Raw genomic sequence first — 16,774 nt, forward strand, 5'->3', positions numbered from 1 at the left:
CCACCGGCCGTCCCAGCGGACCCGCCGCTGGCGCGCCGCCGTCCTCGCCGGCGCCGGCGCTGTTGCCGTACTCGGCATCGGCGGCCTCCTCGTCGACTCCTTCACTCAGTCCACCTCGGGCACCGCCGCCTCGGACACCGCCCGCGGCGGCCACGGCAGCGCCACCGGCGGAGACGCCCTGGAGCGGCGCGTCCACAGCCTGCTGGCCGACAAGGGATCCGGGGAGAAGTCCGCCAAGGCCGCCGAACCGGAGCTGAGCACCAAGCGGAGCCCGGGCAACAACCCGCTGGGGGGAGCGGGCACGACCGTTCCCTCCTGCGTGCGGGCGGGCATCGACCGCACAGAGGATCCGATCGCCGTCGACGAGAGCACCCCGTACAAGAACGGCACCGGCTATCTCGTCGTCCTCCCTCACCGCGGCGACCCTCAGCGCGTCGACGCCTACGTCGTCGACCGGTCCTGCGTCAGCGGTGACGCCACCGGCCCGGGAGAGGTCCTGACCACCCGCACCTTCCCCCGCCACTGACGCCCGCGCGCACCACCCGCACCACCCGCGCCGCCCATCCGCCTGACGGGCGGCGCGGGTGGGAATGTCTGGCCCTTAGGATCCGTTGGGTGGGGTGAGTGAGAACCTCACAGACGATCCCGCACAGCAGTCGGCAGACAAGGAAGAGTTCCGTGAGCGACGTCCGTAACGTGATCATCATCGGCTCGGGGCCGGCGGGCTACACCGCCGCGCTCTACACGGCGCGCGCGTCACTGCAGCCGCTGATTTTCGAAGGGTCGGTGACGGCGGGCGGGGCACTGATGAACACCACGGACGTGGAGAACTACCCCGGCTTCACTGACGGCATCATGGGACCGGAGCTGATGGACCAGATGCGCGGCCAGGCCGAGCGTTTCGGTGCCGAGCTGGTCCCCGACGACGTGACGGCCGTCGACTTCTCCGGCGAGATCAAGACCGTCACCGACTCGGCGGGCACCGTCCACCGGGCGCGTACGGTCATCGTCTCCACCGGCTCGGCCTACCGCTCGCTCGGGCTGCCCCGCGAGGAGGAGCTGTCCGGACGTGGCGTGTCCTACTGCGCCACCTGTGACGGCTTCTTCTTCCGTGAACAGGACATCGTCGTCGTCGGCGGCGGCGACACCGCGATGGAGGAGGCGACCTTCCTCTCCCGGTTCGCCAAGTCCGTCACCGTCGTCCACCGCCGGGACGCCCTGCGCGCCTCCAAGGCGATGCAGGAGCGCGCCTTCGCCGACCCGAAGATCTCCTTCGCCTGGAACAGCGAGGTAGCCGCCATCCATGAGAAGGACGGCAAGCTCTCCGGTCTGACTCTGCGGGACACCCGTACGGGCGACAGCTCCGAGCTGCCCGTCACCGGACTCTTCGTGGCGATCGGTCACGACCCGCGTGTAGAGCTGTTCCGGGACGTGCTCACCATGGACGAGGAGGGCTACCTGAAGGTCGACGCCCCCTCCACCCGTACGAACGTGCCGGGCGTCTTCGCCGCGGGCGACGTCGTCGACCACACCTACCGGCAGGCGGTCACCGCGGCGGGCACCGGCTGTTCCGCCGCCCTGGACGCCGAGCGCTACCTTGCCGCTCAGCTGGACGGCACCGCGGTCGCCGAACCGGACAAGACCGAAGTGGCAGCCGAAGAGACCGCGGCGGTCTGAGCGACCCCGACCGCCCCCGCAGCCGAACGCATCACAAGCAACAGAAATGAGGAGACCAGCCATGGCCGGTGCCACCGTGACCGCCACCGACGCCGACTTCGATGAGGTCGTGCTCAAGAGCGACAAGCCCGTACTCGTCGACTTCTGGGCTGCCTGGTGCGGCCCGTGCCGTCAGATCGCCCCCTCGCTGGAAGCGATCGCGGACGCGAACAGCGACAAGCTGACCGTCGTCAAGCTCAACATCGACGAGAACCCGGCCGTCGCCGCGAAGTACGGGATCATGTCGATCCCGACCATGAACGTCTACCAGGGCGGCGAGGTCGTCAAGACCATCGTCGGCGCCAAGCCGAAGGCCGCGATCGAGAAGGACCTCGCCGAGTTCATCGGCTGAGCTGAGACAGAGCTGAGCTGACGTGAAGTGAGCTCAACAGGGGGCGGCCCGGCGCAGTGCGCGGTGGGCCGCTCCCTGTTTCACGTGAAACCGCCCCGCCGGCGGACGCGATGGGCTCCCCGACCGGTCCCGCTCACAGCGGCCGGAGCGTCGGCTCCTTCTGCACGGCTCCCAGCAGTTGATCGAGCGCGCGCTCCACGTCCTCCCGCCAGGAGACGGTCGAGCGCAGCTCCAGCCGCATCCGCGGGTACCGGTGATGCGGGCGTACGGTCTTGAAGCCCACCGCGAGCAGGTGATCCGCCGGCAGCACACACGCGGGGTCCGACCACCGTGCGTCCCCGAACGCCTCGATCGCCTTGAAGCCCCGCCGCAGCAGATCCTTCGCCACGGTCTGCACGATGGTCCGGCCCAGCCCTTGACCCTGGTACTCCGGCATCAGCCATGCGGTCATCAACTGCACCGCGTCAGGGGAGACCGGACTCGTGGGGAAGGCGAAGGAACGCGGCACGTACGCAGGCGGCGCGTACAGCACGAACCCCACCGGCTTCTCGTCCACATAGACGATCCGCCCGCAGGACCCCCACTCCAGCAGGACCGCGGAGATCCAGGCTTCCTTCTCCATCTCAGGCCGCCCGGCTCGCGCCGCGGCCTCACCGCTGACCGGATCCAGCTCCCAGAACACACAGGCGCGACAGCGCCCGGGCAGGTCCGGGAGGTTGTCCAGGGTGAGCGGAACGAACTGTCGCCCCATGGATCCATCGTATCCATGGGGCGACAGTTCGTTCCGGCTGACGGCCGGTCGGAGACGAGCGAAACCGTTCAGTCCCCGGCGTCCTCCGCGTCCGCCTCGGCCGATTCCGCCGTCAGCTGCTGGCCCAGCACCCGGCCCTCGCCCGGCGCCAACTGGCCGAGGATCCGCTCCAGATCGTCCACCGACGCGAACTCCACGACGATCTTGCCCTTCCGCTGGCCCAGATCGACCTTCACCCGGGTCTCGAAGCGGTCCGAGAGCCGGCCGGCCAGTTCATCGAGCGCGGGGGAGACCCGCTTGCCCGCGCGCGGTCCCTTCGACTTCGACGCCGACTTCGGCGAGGAGCCCATCATCGTGACGATCTCCTCGACGGCCCGCACCGACAGCCCTTCGGCCACGATGCGGTGAGCGAGCCGGTCCTGTTCCGCACCGTCGTCCACCGACAGCAACGCTCGCGCGTGCCCCGCGGAGAGCACACCGGCCGCCACCCGCCGCTGCACGGAGGGCGAGAGCCGCAGCAGCCTCAGCGTGTTGGAGACCTGCGGACGTGAACGCCCGATCCGGTCGGCGAGCTGGTCGTGCGTGCAGCTGAAGTCCTTCAGCAACTGGTCGTAGGCGGCGGCCTCTTCCAGCGGGTTCAGCTGGGCGCGGTGCAGGTTCTCCAGCAGCGCGTCCAGGAGCAGCTTCTCGTCATCGGTGGCCCGGACGATCGCCGGAATCCGCTCCAGGCCGGCCTCGCGGCAGGCGCGCCAGCGACGCTCGCCCATGATGAGCTCATACCGCTCCGGGCCGAGTTGCCGTACGACCACCGGCTGGAGCAGACCCACCTCCTTGATGGAGGTGACCAGCTCCACCAACGCGTCTTCATCGAAGACCTCACGCGGCTGCCGCGGGTTGGGGGTGATCGCCTCCAGCGGAACCTCGGCGAAGTACGCCCCGACCGGCTCCGACCCGTCCGCCGAGCCACCGGAGGTCCCCGGCCCCGCCTCGGCGTCCGACTCCGCACGCGTTTCACGTGGAACGTCGCCCTGCGCTTCGCTGTCGGGCAACGAGGTCACCTTCGCCGCCGCCACCCCACGTTCCGGCGGCAGCAGCGGGACGGCGCTGGGAGACGTCGCGCCGTTCGAGCCGACCGACGGCGTCGCGGTCTCACCGGCGCCGGGCGTCGGTGCGGCTGGGATCAGCGCGCCGAGACCCCGGCCCAGTCCCCTACGTCGATCACTCACTGCGTGCCCTCCGACCCGGTGCTGTTGTGCTGTTGCTGCTGCTGCAGTTGCTGAACCGACTGTTCATGCCGCCGCTGCACGTGGGGATCGCGCAAGGCGATCTCACGTGCCGCCTCCAGATAGGAGAGCGAGCCGCTGGAACCAGGATCGTAGGTCAGCACCGTCTGTCCGTAACTGGGGGCCTCCGAGATACGGACCGAGCGGGGGATGTTCGTCCGCAGCACCTCGGCACTGAAGTGAGTGCGCACCTCATCGGCCACCTGAGAGGCAAGCCGGGTCCGGCCGTCGTACATGGTGAGGATGATCGTCGAGACATGCAGGTTGGTGTTGAGATGCCCCTTCACCAGATCGACGTTTCGCAGCAGCTGCCCCAGCCCCTCCAGCGCGTAGTACTCGCACTGGATCGGGATGAGCACCTCGGCGCCGGCGACCAGCGCGTTGACGGTCAGCAGACCGAGGGAGGGCGGACAGTCGATCAGGACATAGTCCAGCGGCTGCTCGTACGCGCTGAGTGCCCGCTGCAGACGGCTCTCCCGCGCCACCAGCGACACCAACTCGATCTCCGCACCGGCGAGATCGATCGTGGCGGGAGCACAGAAGAGGCCTTCCACATCCGGCACAGGCTTGACGACATCGGCCAGCGGCCTGCTGTCGACCAGTACGTCATAGATCGACGGAACTTCGGAGTGGTGGTCGACACCCAGCGCCGTGGAGGCGTTCCCCTGCGGATCCAGGTCGATCACGAGCACGCGGGCGCCGTGCAGGGCGAGAGAGGCGGCCAGATTCACCGTGGTGGTGGTCTTGCCGACCCCGCCTTTCTGGTTGGCGACCACCATCACCCGCGTCTGCTCGGGCCTGGGGAGGCCCTCACCAGCACGGTTCATCGCCTCCACCGCCTGCTGGGCAGCGCGACCGATCGGCGTGTCGTCCATCGGGGGCGGAGTTTCACGTGAAACATCCAGCGTTTCTGAACGCGGGCCGGGGACCGGATCGGTCATCGGCCCCGCGGTGTTGGCGTCGGACCGCAAGGGTTCACTCTCCTCGACATCAGGCTCGTGCTGCACAGAGCCTGCCATGCTTTTGGTGTCATGAACCAGCGAGCCCCGCTCAGTCGTGGATGAATCCACCGTGGAGCGGGGCCGGTGCGGGGATTTCTGACCGTGCTGTTCGGCCTGGGCGCGGCCTCGGTTGATGATTCCTTGCAAAAGTGAGCGGCGTTTCACGTGAAACACGATGCACGTCCGGGCAGCACACACCCGGACGACACTCCGTAATGCGTAGTTTTAGGAGCTTTTATGGAGTAATGCCGCGCTCTCCAAGGCTTCAGCGCCGACGCCGACCGCCGCGCGCCGCCTGCCCCGACCGGGCCGCCTTGCGCGCCTTCGCCCGTCGCGCGGCGAAACGCACGCCACCCGGGCTCTCCCCGACCTCTGCCCGTACGACGGTCGACAGTGGGTCCACCACGCCCTCGCCCACCTGCACCACCGACGTCTCCACGACCCCGAGCTTGTGGAGCGCGTCCCGCGCGCCCCGCAATTCCTCCTCGGCCGTGTCCCCCTTGATCGCCAGCATCTCGCCGTAGGGGCGCAGCAGCGGCACACCCCAGCCCGCGAGCCGGTCCAGCGGGGCGACCGCCCGAGCGGTCACCACTTGCACCGGCTCCAGCAAGCCCAGCATCTCCTCGGCCCGGCCCCGCGCCACCGACACGTGATCCAGCCCCAGCAGGTCCACGACCTCCTCCAGGAAGGTCGTACGCCGCAGCAGCGGCTCCAGCAACGTGATGTCGAGGTCCGGGCGGGCGAGCGCCAGGGGGATTCCCGGCAGACCGGCACCCGAACCCACGTCGCAGACCGTCACGCCCTCCGGCACGATCTCCGACAGCACCGCGCAGTTCAGCAGGTGCCGTTCCCACAGTCGCGGCACTTCGCGCGGGCCGATCAGGCCGCGCCGTACCCCTACGTCCGCGAGCAGCTCGCCGTAGCGCACCACGTCCGGCAGGAGCCTGCCGAAAACCTTGCGCGCCGCCTCGGGAGCCGGCGCGAGCTCCGCCGGTTCCGCTGGGTCCACCGGCTCGGTCACGGCAGCACGACCACGCAGCGCTGCGGCTCCTCGCCCTCGGACTCGCTGCGCAGCCCGGCGGCCTTGACCGCGTCGTGCACGACCTTGCGCTCGAACGGAGTCATCGGCCGGAGCTTCACCGGCTCGCCGCTGCCCTTCGCCTCCTGCGCCGCCTTGCCGCCCAGCTCCGCCAGCTCCTCGCGCTTACGGGCCCGGTAGCCGGCGACGTCAAGCATCAGCCTGCTGCGGTCACCGGTCTCCCGGTGCACCGCGAGCCGGGTCAGCTCCTGCAGCGCCTCCATCACCTCACCGTCCCGCCCGACCAGCTTCTGCAGGTCGCGGCCGGAACCGTCACTGATGATCGATACCGCGGCGCGGTCCGCCTCGACGTCCATGTCGATGTCGCCGTCGAGATCGGCGATGTCGAGGAGCCCCTCGAGGTAGTCGGCCGCGATCTCGCCCTCCTGCTCCAGGTGGGAGACCGCGTCCGAGTCCGCTGCGGCAGTCGTGTCCGTGGTGTCCGTCGTCTCCGTCACGGCTTGGGCTCCTTCTCGCTACTTCTTGGAGGGGTGCTTGGGACGCTGCGGGCCGCCCTTGCGCTGCTGCCCGGACTTCTTCTGTCCCGACTTCTGCCCGGCCTGCCCGGTCGACTTCTGTCCGGCGGACTTCTGCCCCGACTTCTGTCCGGACTTCTTCGCCTGCGGCCCGCCCGCCCCGTCGGAACCGGCCGCCGCGGGAGTCTCGTCCGCCGGTTCCTTCTCGAGCGACGTCGTGGCTTCCGCGTCGGTCCTGCCGTGCTGACGCTGGGACTTCGACTGCCGCTTGGGCTGCTGGCGCCGGGCGCGCGCGGCCTCGACGGCCTCCCGCGCCTCGGCCTCCTTCGGGTCCTCCACCAGTTTGCCTGCCTTGCGCAGCTTCTCCTGGCGCTCCGTGAAGGCGAGTGAGCCCGGGGTCGGGTTGCGCTTGATCACGAACATCTGCTGCCCGAGCGTCCACACGTTGGTGGTCAGCCAGTAGATGAGGACACCGACGGGGAAGTTGATGCCGAAGACGGCGAACATCACGGGGAAGACGTACATCAGCATCTTCTGCTGCTGCATGAACGGCGTCTTCACCGTCAGGTCGACGTTCTTCGTCATCAGCTGGCGCTGCGTGTAGAACTGCGACGCCGACATCAGAATGATCATGATGACGGTGACGACCCGGATGTCCGCCAGGGAAGCCTGCAGCTCGGCGGCCTTGCTCGAGCTGTCCATGAACTTCGCGGCGATCGGGGCGCCGAAGACGGACGCGTTACGGGCGCTGTCGACCTGCTCGGCGCTGAGCACGCCCACCGGCCGGTTGTTCGCGATGTGGTTCAGCACCTGGAAGAGAGCGATGAAGAACGGCGACTGCGCCAGGATCGGCAGGCAGCTGGAGAGCGGGTTGGTGCCCGTCTCCTTGTACAGCTTCATCATCTCTTCGGACTGACGCTGCTTGTCGCTCTTGTAGCGCTCCTGGATCGCTTTCATCCTCGGCTGGAGCGCCTGCATGTTCCGGGTCGACTTGATCTGCTTGACGAACAGCGGGATCAGGCAGATCCGGATCAGCACCACCAGGAAGAAGATGGACAGACCCCAGGCCCATCCGCTGTCCTCGTCGAAGACCAGGCTGAACAGCGAGTGGAACTGGACGATGATCCAGGAGACAGCGGTATAGAGAGGACCGAGGATCGTGTCCAGGAAGTTCATCAGGCTCCTTGGGCGTTGGACTGGGTCCGGTGCTGCTGCCAGCGGTCACGCAGTCGCTGGTGCCATACCGGGTGCTTCCGGGCGGGGACGTGGTCGACGCCGCCGGGCGACCACGGATTGCAGCGCAGGATGCGCCAGGCCGTCAGTGCCGTCCCTTTCACGGCGCCATGCCGTTGAATGGCGGAGTAGCCATAGTGCGAGCACGACGGGTAGTACCGGCACACCGGCCCGAGCATCGGACTGATGGTCCACTGATACAACTTGATCAACCACAACAGCGGGTACTTCATGAGGGGGGCCCTCCAAGCAGCCGCCGCAGTGCGGCGTCCAGGTCGCGCACCAACTCGTCGTGGTCCGCCTCACCCGCGCCCGGCAGCGCTCGTACGACAACCAGGCTACCTGCGGGCAACTCGGCCAAGCGCTCGCGCACCAGATGCCGCAGCCGTCGCTTCACACGGTTCCGCACGACCGCGTTGCCGATGGCCTTGCTGACGACGAAACCCGCACGCGCGGGGGAATCGTCTCCCCCCGCCTCGTGCGGGTCCGAAGCGTCACTGCCGCGGCTGCGCAGGTGGACGACGAGGAGCGGGCGACCCGCCCGGCGTCCTCGGCGTACCGCGGCCGCGAAGTCCTCGCGCCGCCTCAGCCGGTTCTCGGTAGGCAGCACGTCATGGACCGGTGGTCGGGCCGGCTCAGGCCGACAGGCGGCTGCGACCCTTGCTACGGCGGTTCGCGACGATCGCACGACCGGCGCGGGTCCGCATGCGCAGCCGGAAACCGTGGGTCTTCGCGCGGCGACGGTTGTTCGGCTGGAAGGTGCGCTTGCTCACTCGGGGGCTCCAGGAATGCTTCGTGTCCCGCGATGTCCGCGGAACGTTGACGTGTGGCGTCGATCGGCTGTCACCGTGCGCCCACGAGTAGCTCGCAACGCCCGAATGTGCACTGCTGCATGCACCGCTCCATGATCATGCGAACACTCTCATGAATCTTGCCCATCGGAGGCAGGCGGCAGCAGCCGTCGACAACTCGACCTGGTTACGGTACGCGCGGCTGCGCCATCCGGTCAAACCGCCGGCCGGCCCGCCGGACGATCCGGCCGACCGCTGACCGGCACCACGTGCCCCAAGCCGTCGACCCCGTGCACAGCCTGTGGACAACGACTTGAATGGTGCACGTCGGCCTGACTACCGTGACTGAACTTCCCATCCCACCCGACCCGTCCGAGAACCACACATTCGTGGGATCTGGCCGACTTCACCGAGATCACCACCCAGCGAGTGAGAGAAGCGTGCCCCGTGGCCGACCTGCCTGCCGATCTTGCCGCAGTGTGGCCACGAGTGCTGGAACAACTCCTCGCGGACGGTCAGGGTGTCGAGGCCAAGGACCAGCGCTGGCTGCGCGACTGCCAGCCACTCGTCCTCGTCTCCGGGACCGCCCTCCTCGGCGTACCGAACGAATATGCGAAGGGCGTGCTCGAAGGCCGCCTCTCGCCGATGATCAGCGACGCCCTCAGCCGCGAGTGCCAGCAGCCCATCCGGCTCGCGATCACCGTGACGGGTCCCGCCACCGCACCCTCGGCGCCGGCCCCCGCCGACCCCTCGCAGGCTCCCACAGCCGATGAGCGGTCCCAGCCCCACTCTCAGGCTCCGACTCAGCAGGCCGCTCCGTCGGTACCCGCGCAGCACACTCCCGCGCCCCACGACGACGGCGGCGGCTACGACAACAGCGCCAGCGGCTACGACGGCGGCGGCTACGACGGCTACGCCAACCGCGACCTGCCCAGCCCGCGCCCCGCGTACCCGGACTACCCGCACCCGGCGCAGCGGACGGGCGCCTGGCCGCAACCCCCTCGCGAGCCGTACCCGCCCCAGCACCAGCAGGGCCCCCAACAGCATCAGCAGCAGCGCTACGACCAGCACTACGACCAGCGGCAGCACGCACCACAGCAGCGGTACGAGCGCCCCCAGCCCCCCTTCGACCCCTACGCCCACCAGCGGCACCCGCACCCCCAGCACCAGGTGCCACCGCAGGGGCAGCCCCCCGCGCCCCGCTACGACGGCCCCGCGCAGCTGCCCGCCTCCAGCGGCGCTCCGGGGCCCCTCGCGGCGCAGCCGGCTCCCGCCACCGGACCCGGCGAGCCGACCGCACGGCTGAATCCCAAGTACCTCTTCGACACCTTCGTCATCGGCGCGTCCAACCGCTTCGCGCACGCCGCCGCCGTCGCCGTCGCCGAGGCCCCCGCCAAGGCCTACAACCCGCTCTTCATCTACGGGGAGTCCGGCCTCGGCAAGACGCACCTGCTGCACGCGATCGGGCACTACGCCCGCAGCCTCTACCCCGGCACCCGGGTGCGCTACGTGAGCTCCGAGGAGTTCACCAACGAGTTCATCAACTCCATCCGCGACGGCAAGGCGGACGCGTTCCGCAAGCGCTACCGCGACATGGACATCCTGCTCGTCGACGACATCCAGTTCCTGGCGGACAAGGAGTCGACACAGGAGGAGTTCTTCCACACCTTCAACACGCTGCACAACGCCAACAAGCAGATCGTGCTCTCCAGCGACCGGCCCCCCAAGGCACTGGTGACCCTGGAGGACAGGCTCCGCAACCGCTTCGAGTGGGGTCTCATCACGGACGTGCAGCCGCCCGAACTGGAGACGCGCATCGCGATCCTCCGGAAGAAGGCGGTGCAGGAACAGCTCAACGCGCCGCCCGAGGTACTGGAGTTCATCGCCTCCCGCATCTCGCGCAACATCCGCGAACTGGAGGGCGCACTCATCCGGGTCACGGCCTTCGCCTCGCTCAACCGGCAGCCCGTCGACCTCGGGCTGACCGAGATCGTCCTCAAGGACCTGATCCCGGGCGGCGAGGACGCCACCCCCGAGATCACCGCGCCGGCCATCATGGCCGCCACCGCCGACTACTTCGGGCTCACGGTGGACGACCTGTGCGGATCCTCGCGCAGCCGCGTCCTGGTGACGGCACGGCAGATCGCCATGTACCTGTGCCGCGAGCTGACCGATCTCTCGCTGCCGAAGATCGGCGGCCAGTTCGGCGGCCGTGACCATACGACGGTGATGCACGCCGACCGCAAGATCCGCGCCCTCATGGCCGAGCGCCGCTCCATCTACAACCAGGTCACCGAGCTCACCAACCGCATCAAGAACGCCTGAGCGCACCCGCCGCGTCCCCGACGCGCACCCGCCCGACCACCGCAGCCCCCTGGGACCAACTCCCCCGGGGGCTCTTCGCTGTTCGAATCCACTGCCGCGCACACGGAAACCAGCGAACGGTCCACAGATTCCGCCGACTGCGGCGTCCACACCCTGTGGGTCCCGGAAGTTGTCCCAACAGTGTCCACAGCAGGACCCCTCGGCGACCTCTCATTCCAGGTCAGCCGCCTGTGTACTTGTGCGCAACCACAGTCCACAGGTGTGGATCCCCGGACGCGCGCCACTGGCGGTACAGCGCGCTGTCCACCGCCCGCCCACAGGAAACAGCATCTTGTCCCCAGCTTCTCCACAGCGCTGTCCACTGTTCGGCAACACGGCACGCCTGCTCACTGGTCCGAGTGAAAGGCGTCACACCGGGCCCCCTGACCGGGCTGTGGGAAAGCCCGGAAATTCTGTGGACACCCCTGTGGGGAAGTCACCCCTGCCTGTGCACCGCATGTGCAGAACTTTTCCGTGTCCACAGAACCCCCCATCCCGTCCACCGGTCCGCCCACAGGGCCGGTGGACAAAATCTCCGGGCTGAGCTGCGGAAACGGGCTTATCCACGGTTTCCACAGCCCCTACTACTACGACCACTCATTTAGACCGGGGAATCTGTTTCGAAGTGGGGGCTGTGCACAACTCGGCCGACTGCTGCCTACCCGGCTCGCAACGACTTGACCCACACCCGCACCGACTGTCGGCGGCGTGCGTCAGACTGGTCCCCGGCAACGGGCAACAGCAGCAGGAGGCGGCTGAAGGTGAAGATCCGGGTAGAGCGCGATGTTCTGGCGGAGGCGGTGGCCTGGGCGGCGAAGAGCCTGCCGGCCCGTCCGCCGGTGCCGGTCCTGGCCGGCCTGCTGCTCAAGGCGGTGGACGGCTCGCTGAGCCTCTCCGGCTTCGACTACGAGGTCTCGGCCCGGGTCTCCGTCGAGGGGGAGGTCGAGGAGGAGGGCACGGTTCTCGTCTCGGGGCGGCTGCTCGCCGACATCTGCCGTGCGCTGCCCAACCGGCCGGTGGAGATCTCCACAGACGGTGCACGGGCCACCGTCGTCTGCGGTTCCTCGAGGTTCACCCTGCACACACTGCCTGTGGAGGAGTATCCGGCGCTGCCCGAGATGCCCGAGGCGACCGGCACGGTGCCCGGCGAGGTCTTCGCCGCCGCCGTCGCCCAGGTCGCGATCGCGGCCGGCCGCGACGACACGCTGCCGGTGCTGACCGGTGTGCGCATCGAGATCGAGGGCGACACGGTCACCCTGGCCTCGACCGACCGTTACCGCTTCGCGGTCCGTGAGTTCCTGTGGAAGCCGGAGATCCCCGACATCTCCTCGGTGGCCCTCGTGCCGGCGAAGACGCTGCTGGACACCGCCAAGTCGCTCAGCAGCGGCGACAACGTGTCGCTGGCGCTCTCTGGTTCGGGCTCGGGTGAGGGGCTGATCGGTTTCGAGGGCGCGGGCCGGCGGACGACCACGCGGCTGCTGGAGGGGGATCTGCCGAAGTACCGCACGCTGTTCCCCACGGAGTTCAACTCGGTCGCGGTGATCGAGACGGCGCCCTTCGTGGAGGCCGTGAAGCGGGTCGCCCTGGTCGCCGAGCGCAACACACCGGTCCGGCTGAGCTTCGAGCAGGGTGTGCTCACGCTGGAGGCGGGCTCGAGCGACGACGCACAGGCTGTGGAGCGGGTGGACGCGGAGCTCGAGGGCGACGACGTCTCGATCGCCTTCAACCCCGGCTTCCTGCTGGAGGGTCTGAGCGCGATCGATTCCCCCGTGGCCCAGCTGTCCTTCACCACCTCGACCAAGCCGGCCCTGCTGAGCGGCAAGCCCGCGAAGGACGTCGAGGCGGACGACGCGTACAAGTACCTGATCATGCCGGTGCGGTTGTCGGGCTGAGCCGCTGGGTGGTCGGGCTGAGACCGAGAGCTGAGCGTCCGGCGGAATGCCCTGGTCACGACAACTGAGCGGACGTACCCCACAGGTGTGCGCACAGCCGTGGGCGTAGGGTCGGGCTCGGTAGCAAATCGTGAAAGAAAGGGCAGTGATGGAGCTCGGTCTCATCGGTCTCGGCAAGATGGGCGGGAACATGCGCGAGCGCATCCGCCGCGGAGGCCATACCGTCATCGGCTACGACCGCGATCCGGACATCGCGGACGTGCACAGCCTCCAGGAGCTGGTGGCGAAGCTCAAGGGACCGCGCGTGGTGTGGGTGATGGTTCCGGCGGGTGCGGCCACCCAGTCGACCCTCGACGAGCTGGCCGAACTGCTCTCTCCCGGCGACGTCGTCGTGGACGGCGGCAACTCCCGCTGGACGGAGGACGAGCAGCACGCCGAAGAGATGGCCGCCAAGGGAATCGGCTTCGTCGACTGCGGTGTCTCCGGCGGTGTGTGGGGCCTGGAGAACGGCTACGCGCTGATGTACGGCGGCGCCGCCGAGCATGTCGCCAGGGTCCAGCCGGTCCTCGACTCGCTGAAGCCGGACGGTGAGTTCGGTTCGGTGCACGCGGGCAAGGTCGGCGCCGGCCACTTCGCGAAGATGGTCCACAACGGCATCGAGTACGCGATGATGCAGGCCTTCGCCGAGGGCTGGGAGCTGCTGGAAGCGGTCGATTCGGTGACCGACGTGCGCGAGGTCTTCCGTTCCTGGCAGGAGGGCACGGTGATCCGTTCCTGGCTGCTGGACCTGGCGGTACAGGCGCTGGCGTCGGACGAGCACCTGGAGGAGCTGCGGGGATACGCGGCGGACTCGGGTGAGGGCCGCTGGACGGTGGACGCGGCGATCGACCATGCCGTGCCGCTCCCCGCGATCACGGCGTCGCTGTTCGCCCGCTTCTCCTCCAGGCAGAAGGACTCACCGCAGATGAAGATGGTGGCCGCGCTGCGCAACCAGTTCGGCGGTCACGCGGTCTCGGCGGCCGGTCACCATGTGGACGGCGACACCCCGGGCGCGGACGTGAGCCCGCCCGTGGGTGGCTGACGGGTCCGATGCACGTCACCCATCTGTCGCTCGCCGACTTCCGTTCGTACGCCCGGGCCGAGGTGTCCCTCGGCCCGGGCGTCTCGGCGTTCCTGGGGCCGAACGGGCAGGGCAAGACGAATCTGGTGGAGGCGGTCGGCTATCTCGCCTCGCTGGGCAGCCACCGGGTGTCCTCGGACGCGCCGCTGGTGCGGATGGGGGCGCAGCGGGCGGTCGTACGGGCGGCGGTGCGGCAGGGAGACCGGCAGCAGCTGGTGGAGCTGGAGTTGAATCCGGGGCGGGCGAACCGGGCGCGGATCAACCGGTCGTCGCAGGTCAAGCCGCGTGACGTGCTGGGGATCGTGCGGACCGTGCTGTTCGCACCGGAGGACCTGGCGCTGGTGAAGGGGGATCCGGGCGAGCGGCGCCGGTTCCTGGACGAGATGGTCACGGCGCGCTCGCCGCGGATGGCGGCGGTGCGCTCGGACTACGACCGGGTGCTGAAGCAGCGGAACACGTTGCTGAAGTCGGCCGCGATGGCGCGGCGGCACGGTGGGGGCGAGCGGGACCTGTCCACGCTGGACGTGTGGGACGAGCATCTGGCGCGGGCGGGCGCGGAGTTGCTGGCGGCGCGGCTGGAGCTGATAGCGGTGCTGCGGCCGCTGGCGGACAAGGCGTACGAGCGGCTGGCGCCGGGTGGCGGCCCGGTGGGGCTGGAGTACCGGGGACCGGTGGGTGCGGCGGACGGGGCGGCCGGTGGCCCGGGGGTCCTCTCGCGCGCGGAGTTGTACGAGGGGTTGGCCGCGGCGTTGTCGCAGTCGCGGCGGCAGGAGATCGAGCGCGGGGTGACGCTGGTGGGACCGCATCGGGACGACCTGGCGCTGACGCTCGGTGAGTTGCCCGCCAAGGGGTACGCGAGCCACGGGGAGTCGTGGTCGGTGGCCTTGTCGTTGCGGCTGGCCTCGTACGACCTGCTGAAGAGCGAGGGGAACGAGCCGGTGCTGATCCTGGACGATGTGTTCGCGGAGCTGGACGAGCGGCGGCGGGCGCGGCTGGCGGAGCTGGTGGCGCCGGGTGAGCAGGTGCTGGTGACGGCGGCGGTGGCGGAGGACGTTCCGGAGGTGCTGGCGGGTGCGCGGTTCTGGGTGTCGCAGGGGGAGGTCGTACGGGCGTGAGTGAGGAGTTGCCGGAGCCGGAGCCGGAGGCCGCCGCTGCGCCGGAGCGGCCCGCGCCGGCGGAGCCGACGGGTGTGGATCTGGCGCGGGTGGCGTTGCGGGCGGCGAAGGAGCAGGCGCGGGCGCGGGGTGCGGCGGCGCAGCAGAAGCGGGATGTGCGGCGTGGCAGCGGGCCGCGGTCGGGAGCCGGCCGGGACGGACGTGATCCGTTGCCGTTGGGTGCGGCGGTGCGGGGGCTGATCACGGAGCGCGGCTGGGAGGCGCCGGCGGCCGTGGGCGGGGTGATGGGCCGTTGGCCGCAGCTGGTGGGGGCCGAGGTGGCGCAGCACTGCGAGCCGCAGCGGTACGACGAGGAGGAGCGGGCGCTGACGGTGCGGTGTGACTCGACGGCGTGGGCGACTCAGCTGCGGCTGCTGGCGCCGCGGCTGGTGGCGCGGCTGAACGAGGATCTGGGGCAGGGCACGGTCAGGTTGCTGAAGGTGCGCGGTCCGGAGGCGCCGAGTACCCGTGGTGGCCGGTTGCGTGCGCCGGGTAGCAAGGGTCCGGGGGACACGTACGGGTGATGCGTGACGGCGCTCACGGTGATGGAGCGTTGACAGGCCGAAGCGCTGAGCGCCCCTGTGAGCGTTCTGGCCCCCCGGTCCGCATATGGGGAGTCGGCGGATGCCGGTTCCGGTCGGCACATGCGGACTGAGGCACCGGCAAACCCCCCTTCAGGGTCCGGCCCCCGGTACACTGGTGAGCAACCCGCCCCTGCTGCGGAACATGTCGAACGACGCAGCCGCTCCGCCATGCCCTGGAGTCGGCCTGTGCTGTGCCAGAAAGGGCGCTTCGTGGCCGATTCCGGCGATCTCAACGAGTCCGAGAACAACTCCCCCGACATCGACGTCGACATCGACGCCGCTCCGGTGGGTCCGCCGGTGTCACCCGTCTCGGCGGCGGTGGAGCCGTCGTACGACGCGAGTGCGATCACCGTCCTCGAGGGGCTCGAGGCGGTGCGGAAGCGCCCCGGCATGTACATCGGGTCGACCGGTGAGCGCGGACTGCACCACCTGGTGCAGGAGGTCGTGGACAACTCCGTCGACGAGGCGATGGCCGGGCACGCGGAGACGATCCAGGTGACGCTGCTGCCGGACGGCGGCGTGCGGGTCGTGGACGACGGCCGCGGCATCCCGGTGGGCATCGTGCCGTCCGAGCAGAAGCCGGCGGTGGAGGTCGTGCTGACGGTGCTGCACGCGGGCGGCAAGTTCGGCGGCGGCGGCTACGCGGTCTCCGGCGGTCTGCACGGCGTGGGTGTCTCCGTGGTCAACGCCCTCTCGCAGCGGCTCTCGGTGGAGATCCGGACGGACGGCTACCGCTGGACCCAGGACTACAAGATGGGTGCGCCCACGGCGCCGTTGCAGCGCAACGAGGCGACGGAGGAGAGCGGCACCTCGGTGACGTTCTGGGCCGATGCGGACATCTTCGAGAGCACGGACTACTCGTTCGAGACGCTGGCCCGCCGTTTCCAGGAGATGGCGTTCCTGAACAAGGGCCTCACCATCAAGCTGACGGACGAGCGGCACGAGCACGTCGACGAGGAGGGCCGGCAGCTCTCGGTCA

17 protein-coding genes and 1 pseudogene are annotated in these 16,774 nt (G+C 69.4%); 9 read left to right on the forward strand and 9 right to left on the reverse strand.

Going from position 1 to position 16,774, the window contains the following annotated elements:
- The 3 genes and pseudogenes from ACRDP3_RS18445 to trxA all read left to right on the forward strand — a co-directional run.
- Positions 1 to 526, forward strand: a pseudogene (locus tag ACRDP3_RS18445) (hypothetical protein); the annotation flags it as partial.
- A 152-nt stretch (positions 527 to 678) separates the two neighbouring features.
- Positions 679 to 1,677 carry a thioredoxin-disulfide reductase gene (gene trxB / locus ACRDP3_RS18450; protein ID WP_431518065.1) on the forward strand — a complete coding sequence of 333 codons (999 nt, stop codon included), beginning with the start codon at positions 679 to 681 and terminating at the stop codon, positions 1,675 to 1,677.
- Positions 1,678 to 1,738: 61 nt separating this feature from the next.
- The gene (gene trxA, locus ACRDP3_RS18455) at positions 1,739 to 2,068 is read left to right on the forward strand and encodes a thioredoxin (RefSeq protein ID WP_431518066.1); all 330 of its coding nucleotides are present in this window, start codon (positions 1,739 to 1,741) and stop codon (positions 2,066 to 2,068) included.
- Positions 2,069 to 2,201: 133 nt separating this feature from the next.
- Here trxA and ACRDP3_RS18460 read toward each other — a convergent pair whose 3' ends face one another.
- From ACRDP3_RS18460 to rpmH, 9 genes are all read right to left on the reverse strand, one after another.
- On the reverse strand, positions 2,202 to 2,819 hold the full coding sequence (locus ACRDP3_RS18460) for a GNAT family N-acetyltransferase (RefSeq protein WP_431518067.1): 618 nt from the start codon (positions 2,817 to 2,819) through the stop codon (positions 2,202 to 2,204).
- A gap of 68 nt (positions 2,820 to 2,887) precedes the next feature.
- Positions 2,888 to 4,045: a ParB/RepB/Spo0J family partition protein gene (locus tag ACRDP3_RS18465; RefSeq protein ID WP_431518068.1), complete on the reverse strand. Its 1,158-nt coding sequence runs from the start codon at positions 4,043 to 4,045 to the stop codon at positions 2,888 to 2,890.
- Positions 4,042 to 5,121: an AAA family ATPase gene (locus tag ACRDP3_RS18470; protein WP_431518078.1), complete on the reverse strand. Its 1,080-nt coding sequence runs from the start codon at positions 5,119 to 5,121 to the stop codon at positions 4,042 to 4,044. Before ACRDP3_RS18470 ends, ACRDP3_RS18465 begins: the two co-directional genes overlap by 4 nt.
- Positions 5,122 to 5,368: 247 nt before the next feature.
- On the reverse strand, positions 5,369 to 6,124 hold the full coding sequence (gene rsmG, locus ACRDP3_RS18475) for a 16S rRNA (guanine(527)-N(7))-methyltransferase RsmG (RefSeq protein WP_431518069.1): 756 nt from the start codon (positions 6,122 to 6,124) through the stop codon (positions 5,369 to 5,371).
- Entirely contained in the window at positions 6,121 to 6,639 is a 519-nt protein-coding gene (locus ACRDP3_RS18480) for a protein jag (RefSeq protein ID WP_431518070.1), read from the reverse strand. The genes rsmG and ACRDP3_RS18480 overlap by 4 nt, the downstream gene beginning before the upstream one ends.
- A gap of 18 nt (positions 6,640 to 6,657) precedes the next feature.
- Positions 6,658 to 7,824 (reverse strand): membrane protein insertase YidC, encoded by a 1,167-nt coding sequence (yidC, locus tag ACRDP3_RS18485; RefSeq protein WP_431518079.1) that lies wholly within the window; start codon positions 7,822 to 7,824, stop codon positions 6,658 to 6,660.
- 8 nt (positions 7,825 to 7,832) lie between these two features.
- The gene (yidD, locus tag ACRDP3_RS18490; RefSeq protein WP_431518071.1) at positions 7,833 to 8,123 is read right to left on the reverse strand and encodes a membrane protein insertion efficiency factor YidD; all 291 of its coding nucleotides are present in this window, start codon (positions 8,121 to 8,123) and stop codon (positions 7,833 to 7,835) included.
- Positions 8,120 to 8,500, reverse strand: coding sequence for a ribonuclease P protein component (rnpA, locus tag ACRDP3_RS18495; RefSeq protein WP_431518072.1), 381 nt, complete (start codon positions 8,498 to 8,500; stop codon positions 8,120 to 8,122). The genes yidD and rnpA overlap by 4 nt, the downstream gene beginning before the upstream one ends.
- A gap of 25 nt (positions 8,501 to 8,525) precedes the next feature.
- Positions 8,526 to 8,663, reverse strand: a complete 138-nt coding sequence (rpmH, locus tag ACRDP3_RS18500; RefSeq protein ID WP_027748981.1) for a 50S ribosomal protein L34 — start codon at positions 8,661 to 8,663, stop codon at positions 8,526 to 8,528.
- A gap of 465 nt (positions 8,664 to 9,128) precedes the next feature.
- Between rpmH and dnaA the strand changes: the two genes are divergently transcribed.
- From dnaA to ACRDP3_RS18530, 6 genes are all read left to right on the forward strand, one after another.
- Positions 9,129 to 11,006, forward strand: coding sequence for a chromosomal replication initiator protein DnaA (dnaA, locus tag ACRDP3_RS18505; RefSeq protein WP_431518073.1), 1,878 nt, complete (start codon positions 9,129 to 9,131; stop codon positions 11,004 to 11,006).
- A gap of 800 nt (positions 11,007 to 11,806) precedes the next feature.
- The gene (gene dnaN, locus ACRDP3_RS18510; RefSeq protein WP_431518074.1) at positions 11,807 to 12,937 is read left to right on the forward strand and encodes a DNA polymerase III subunit beta; all 1,131 of its coding nucleotides are present in this window, start codon (positions 11,807 to 11,809) and stop codon (positions 12,935 to 12,937) included.
- Positions 12,938 to 13,085: 148 nt separating this feature from the next.
- The gene (gene gnd, locus ACRDP3_RS18515; RefSeq protein WP_431518075.1) at positions 13,086 to 14,018 is read left to right on the forward strand and encodes a phosphogluconate dehydrogenase (NAD(+)-dependent, decarboxylating); all 933 of its coding nucleotides are present in this window, start codon (positions 13,086 to 13,088) and stop codon (positions 14,016 to 14,018) included.
- Between the two features lie 8 nt (positions 14,019 to 14,026).
- The gene (recF, locus tag ACRDP3_RS18520; protein ID WP_431518076.1) at positions 14,027 to 15,172 is read left to right on the forward strand and encodes a DNA replication/repair protein RecF; all 1,146 of its coding nucleotides are present in this window, start codon (positions 14,027 to 14,029) and stop codon (positions 15,170 to 15,172) included.
- Positions 15,173 to 15,180: 8 nt separating this feature from the next.
- Positions 15,181 to 15,735, forward strand: coding sequence for a DUF721 domain-containing protein (locus tag ACRDP3_RS18525; protein WP_431518080.1), 555 nt, complete (start codon positions 15,181 to 15,183; stop codon positions 15,733 to 15,735).
- 246 nt (positions 15,736 to 15,981) lie between these two features.
- A partial coding sequence (locus tag ACRDP3_RS18530; RefSeq protein WP_431518077.1) for an ATP-binding protein occupies positions 15,982 to 16,774 on the forward strand: 793 nt, incomplete at its 3' end.

Origin of the sequence: Streptomyces sp., from assembly GCF_050698815.1 — a bacterium.
In the GTDB taxonomy this organism is placed as follows: domain Bacteria; phylum Actinomycetota; class Actinomycetes; order Streptomycetales; family Streptomycetaceae; genus Streptomyces.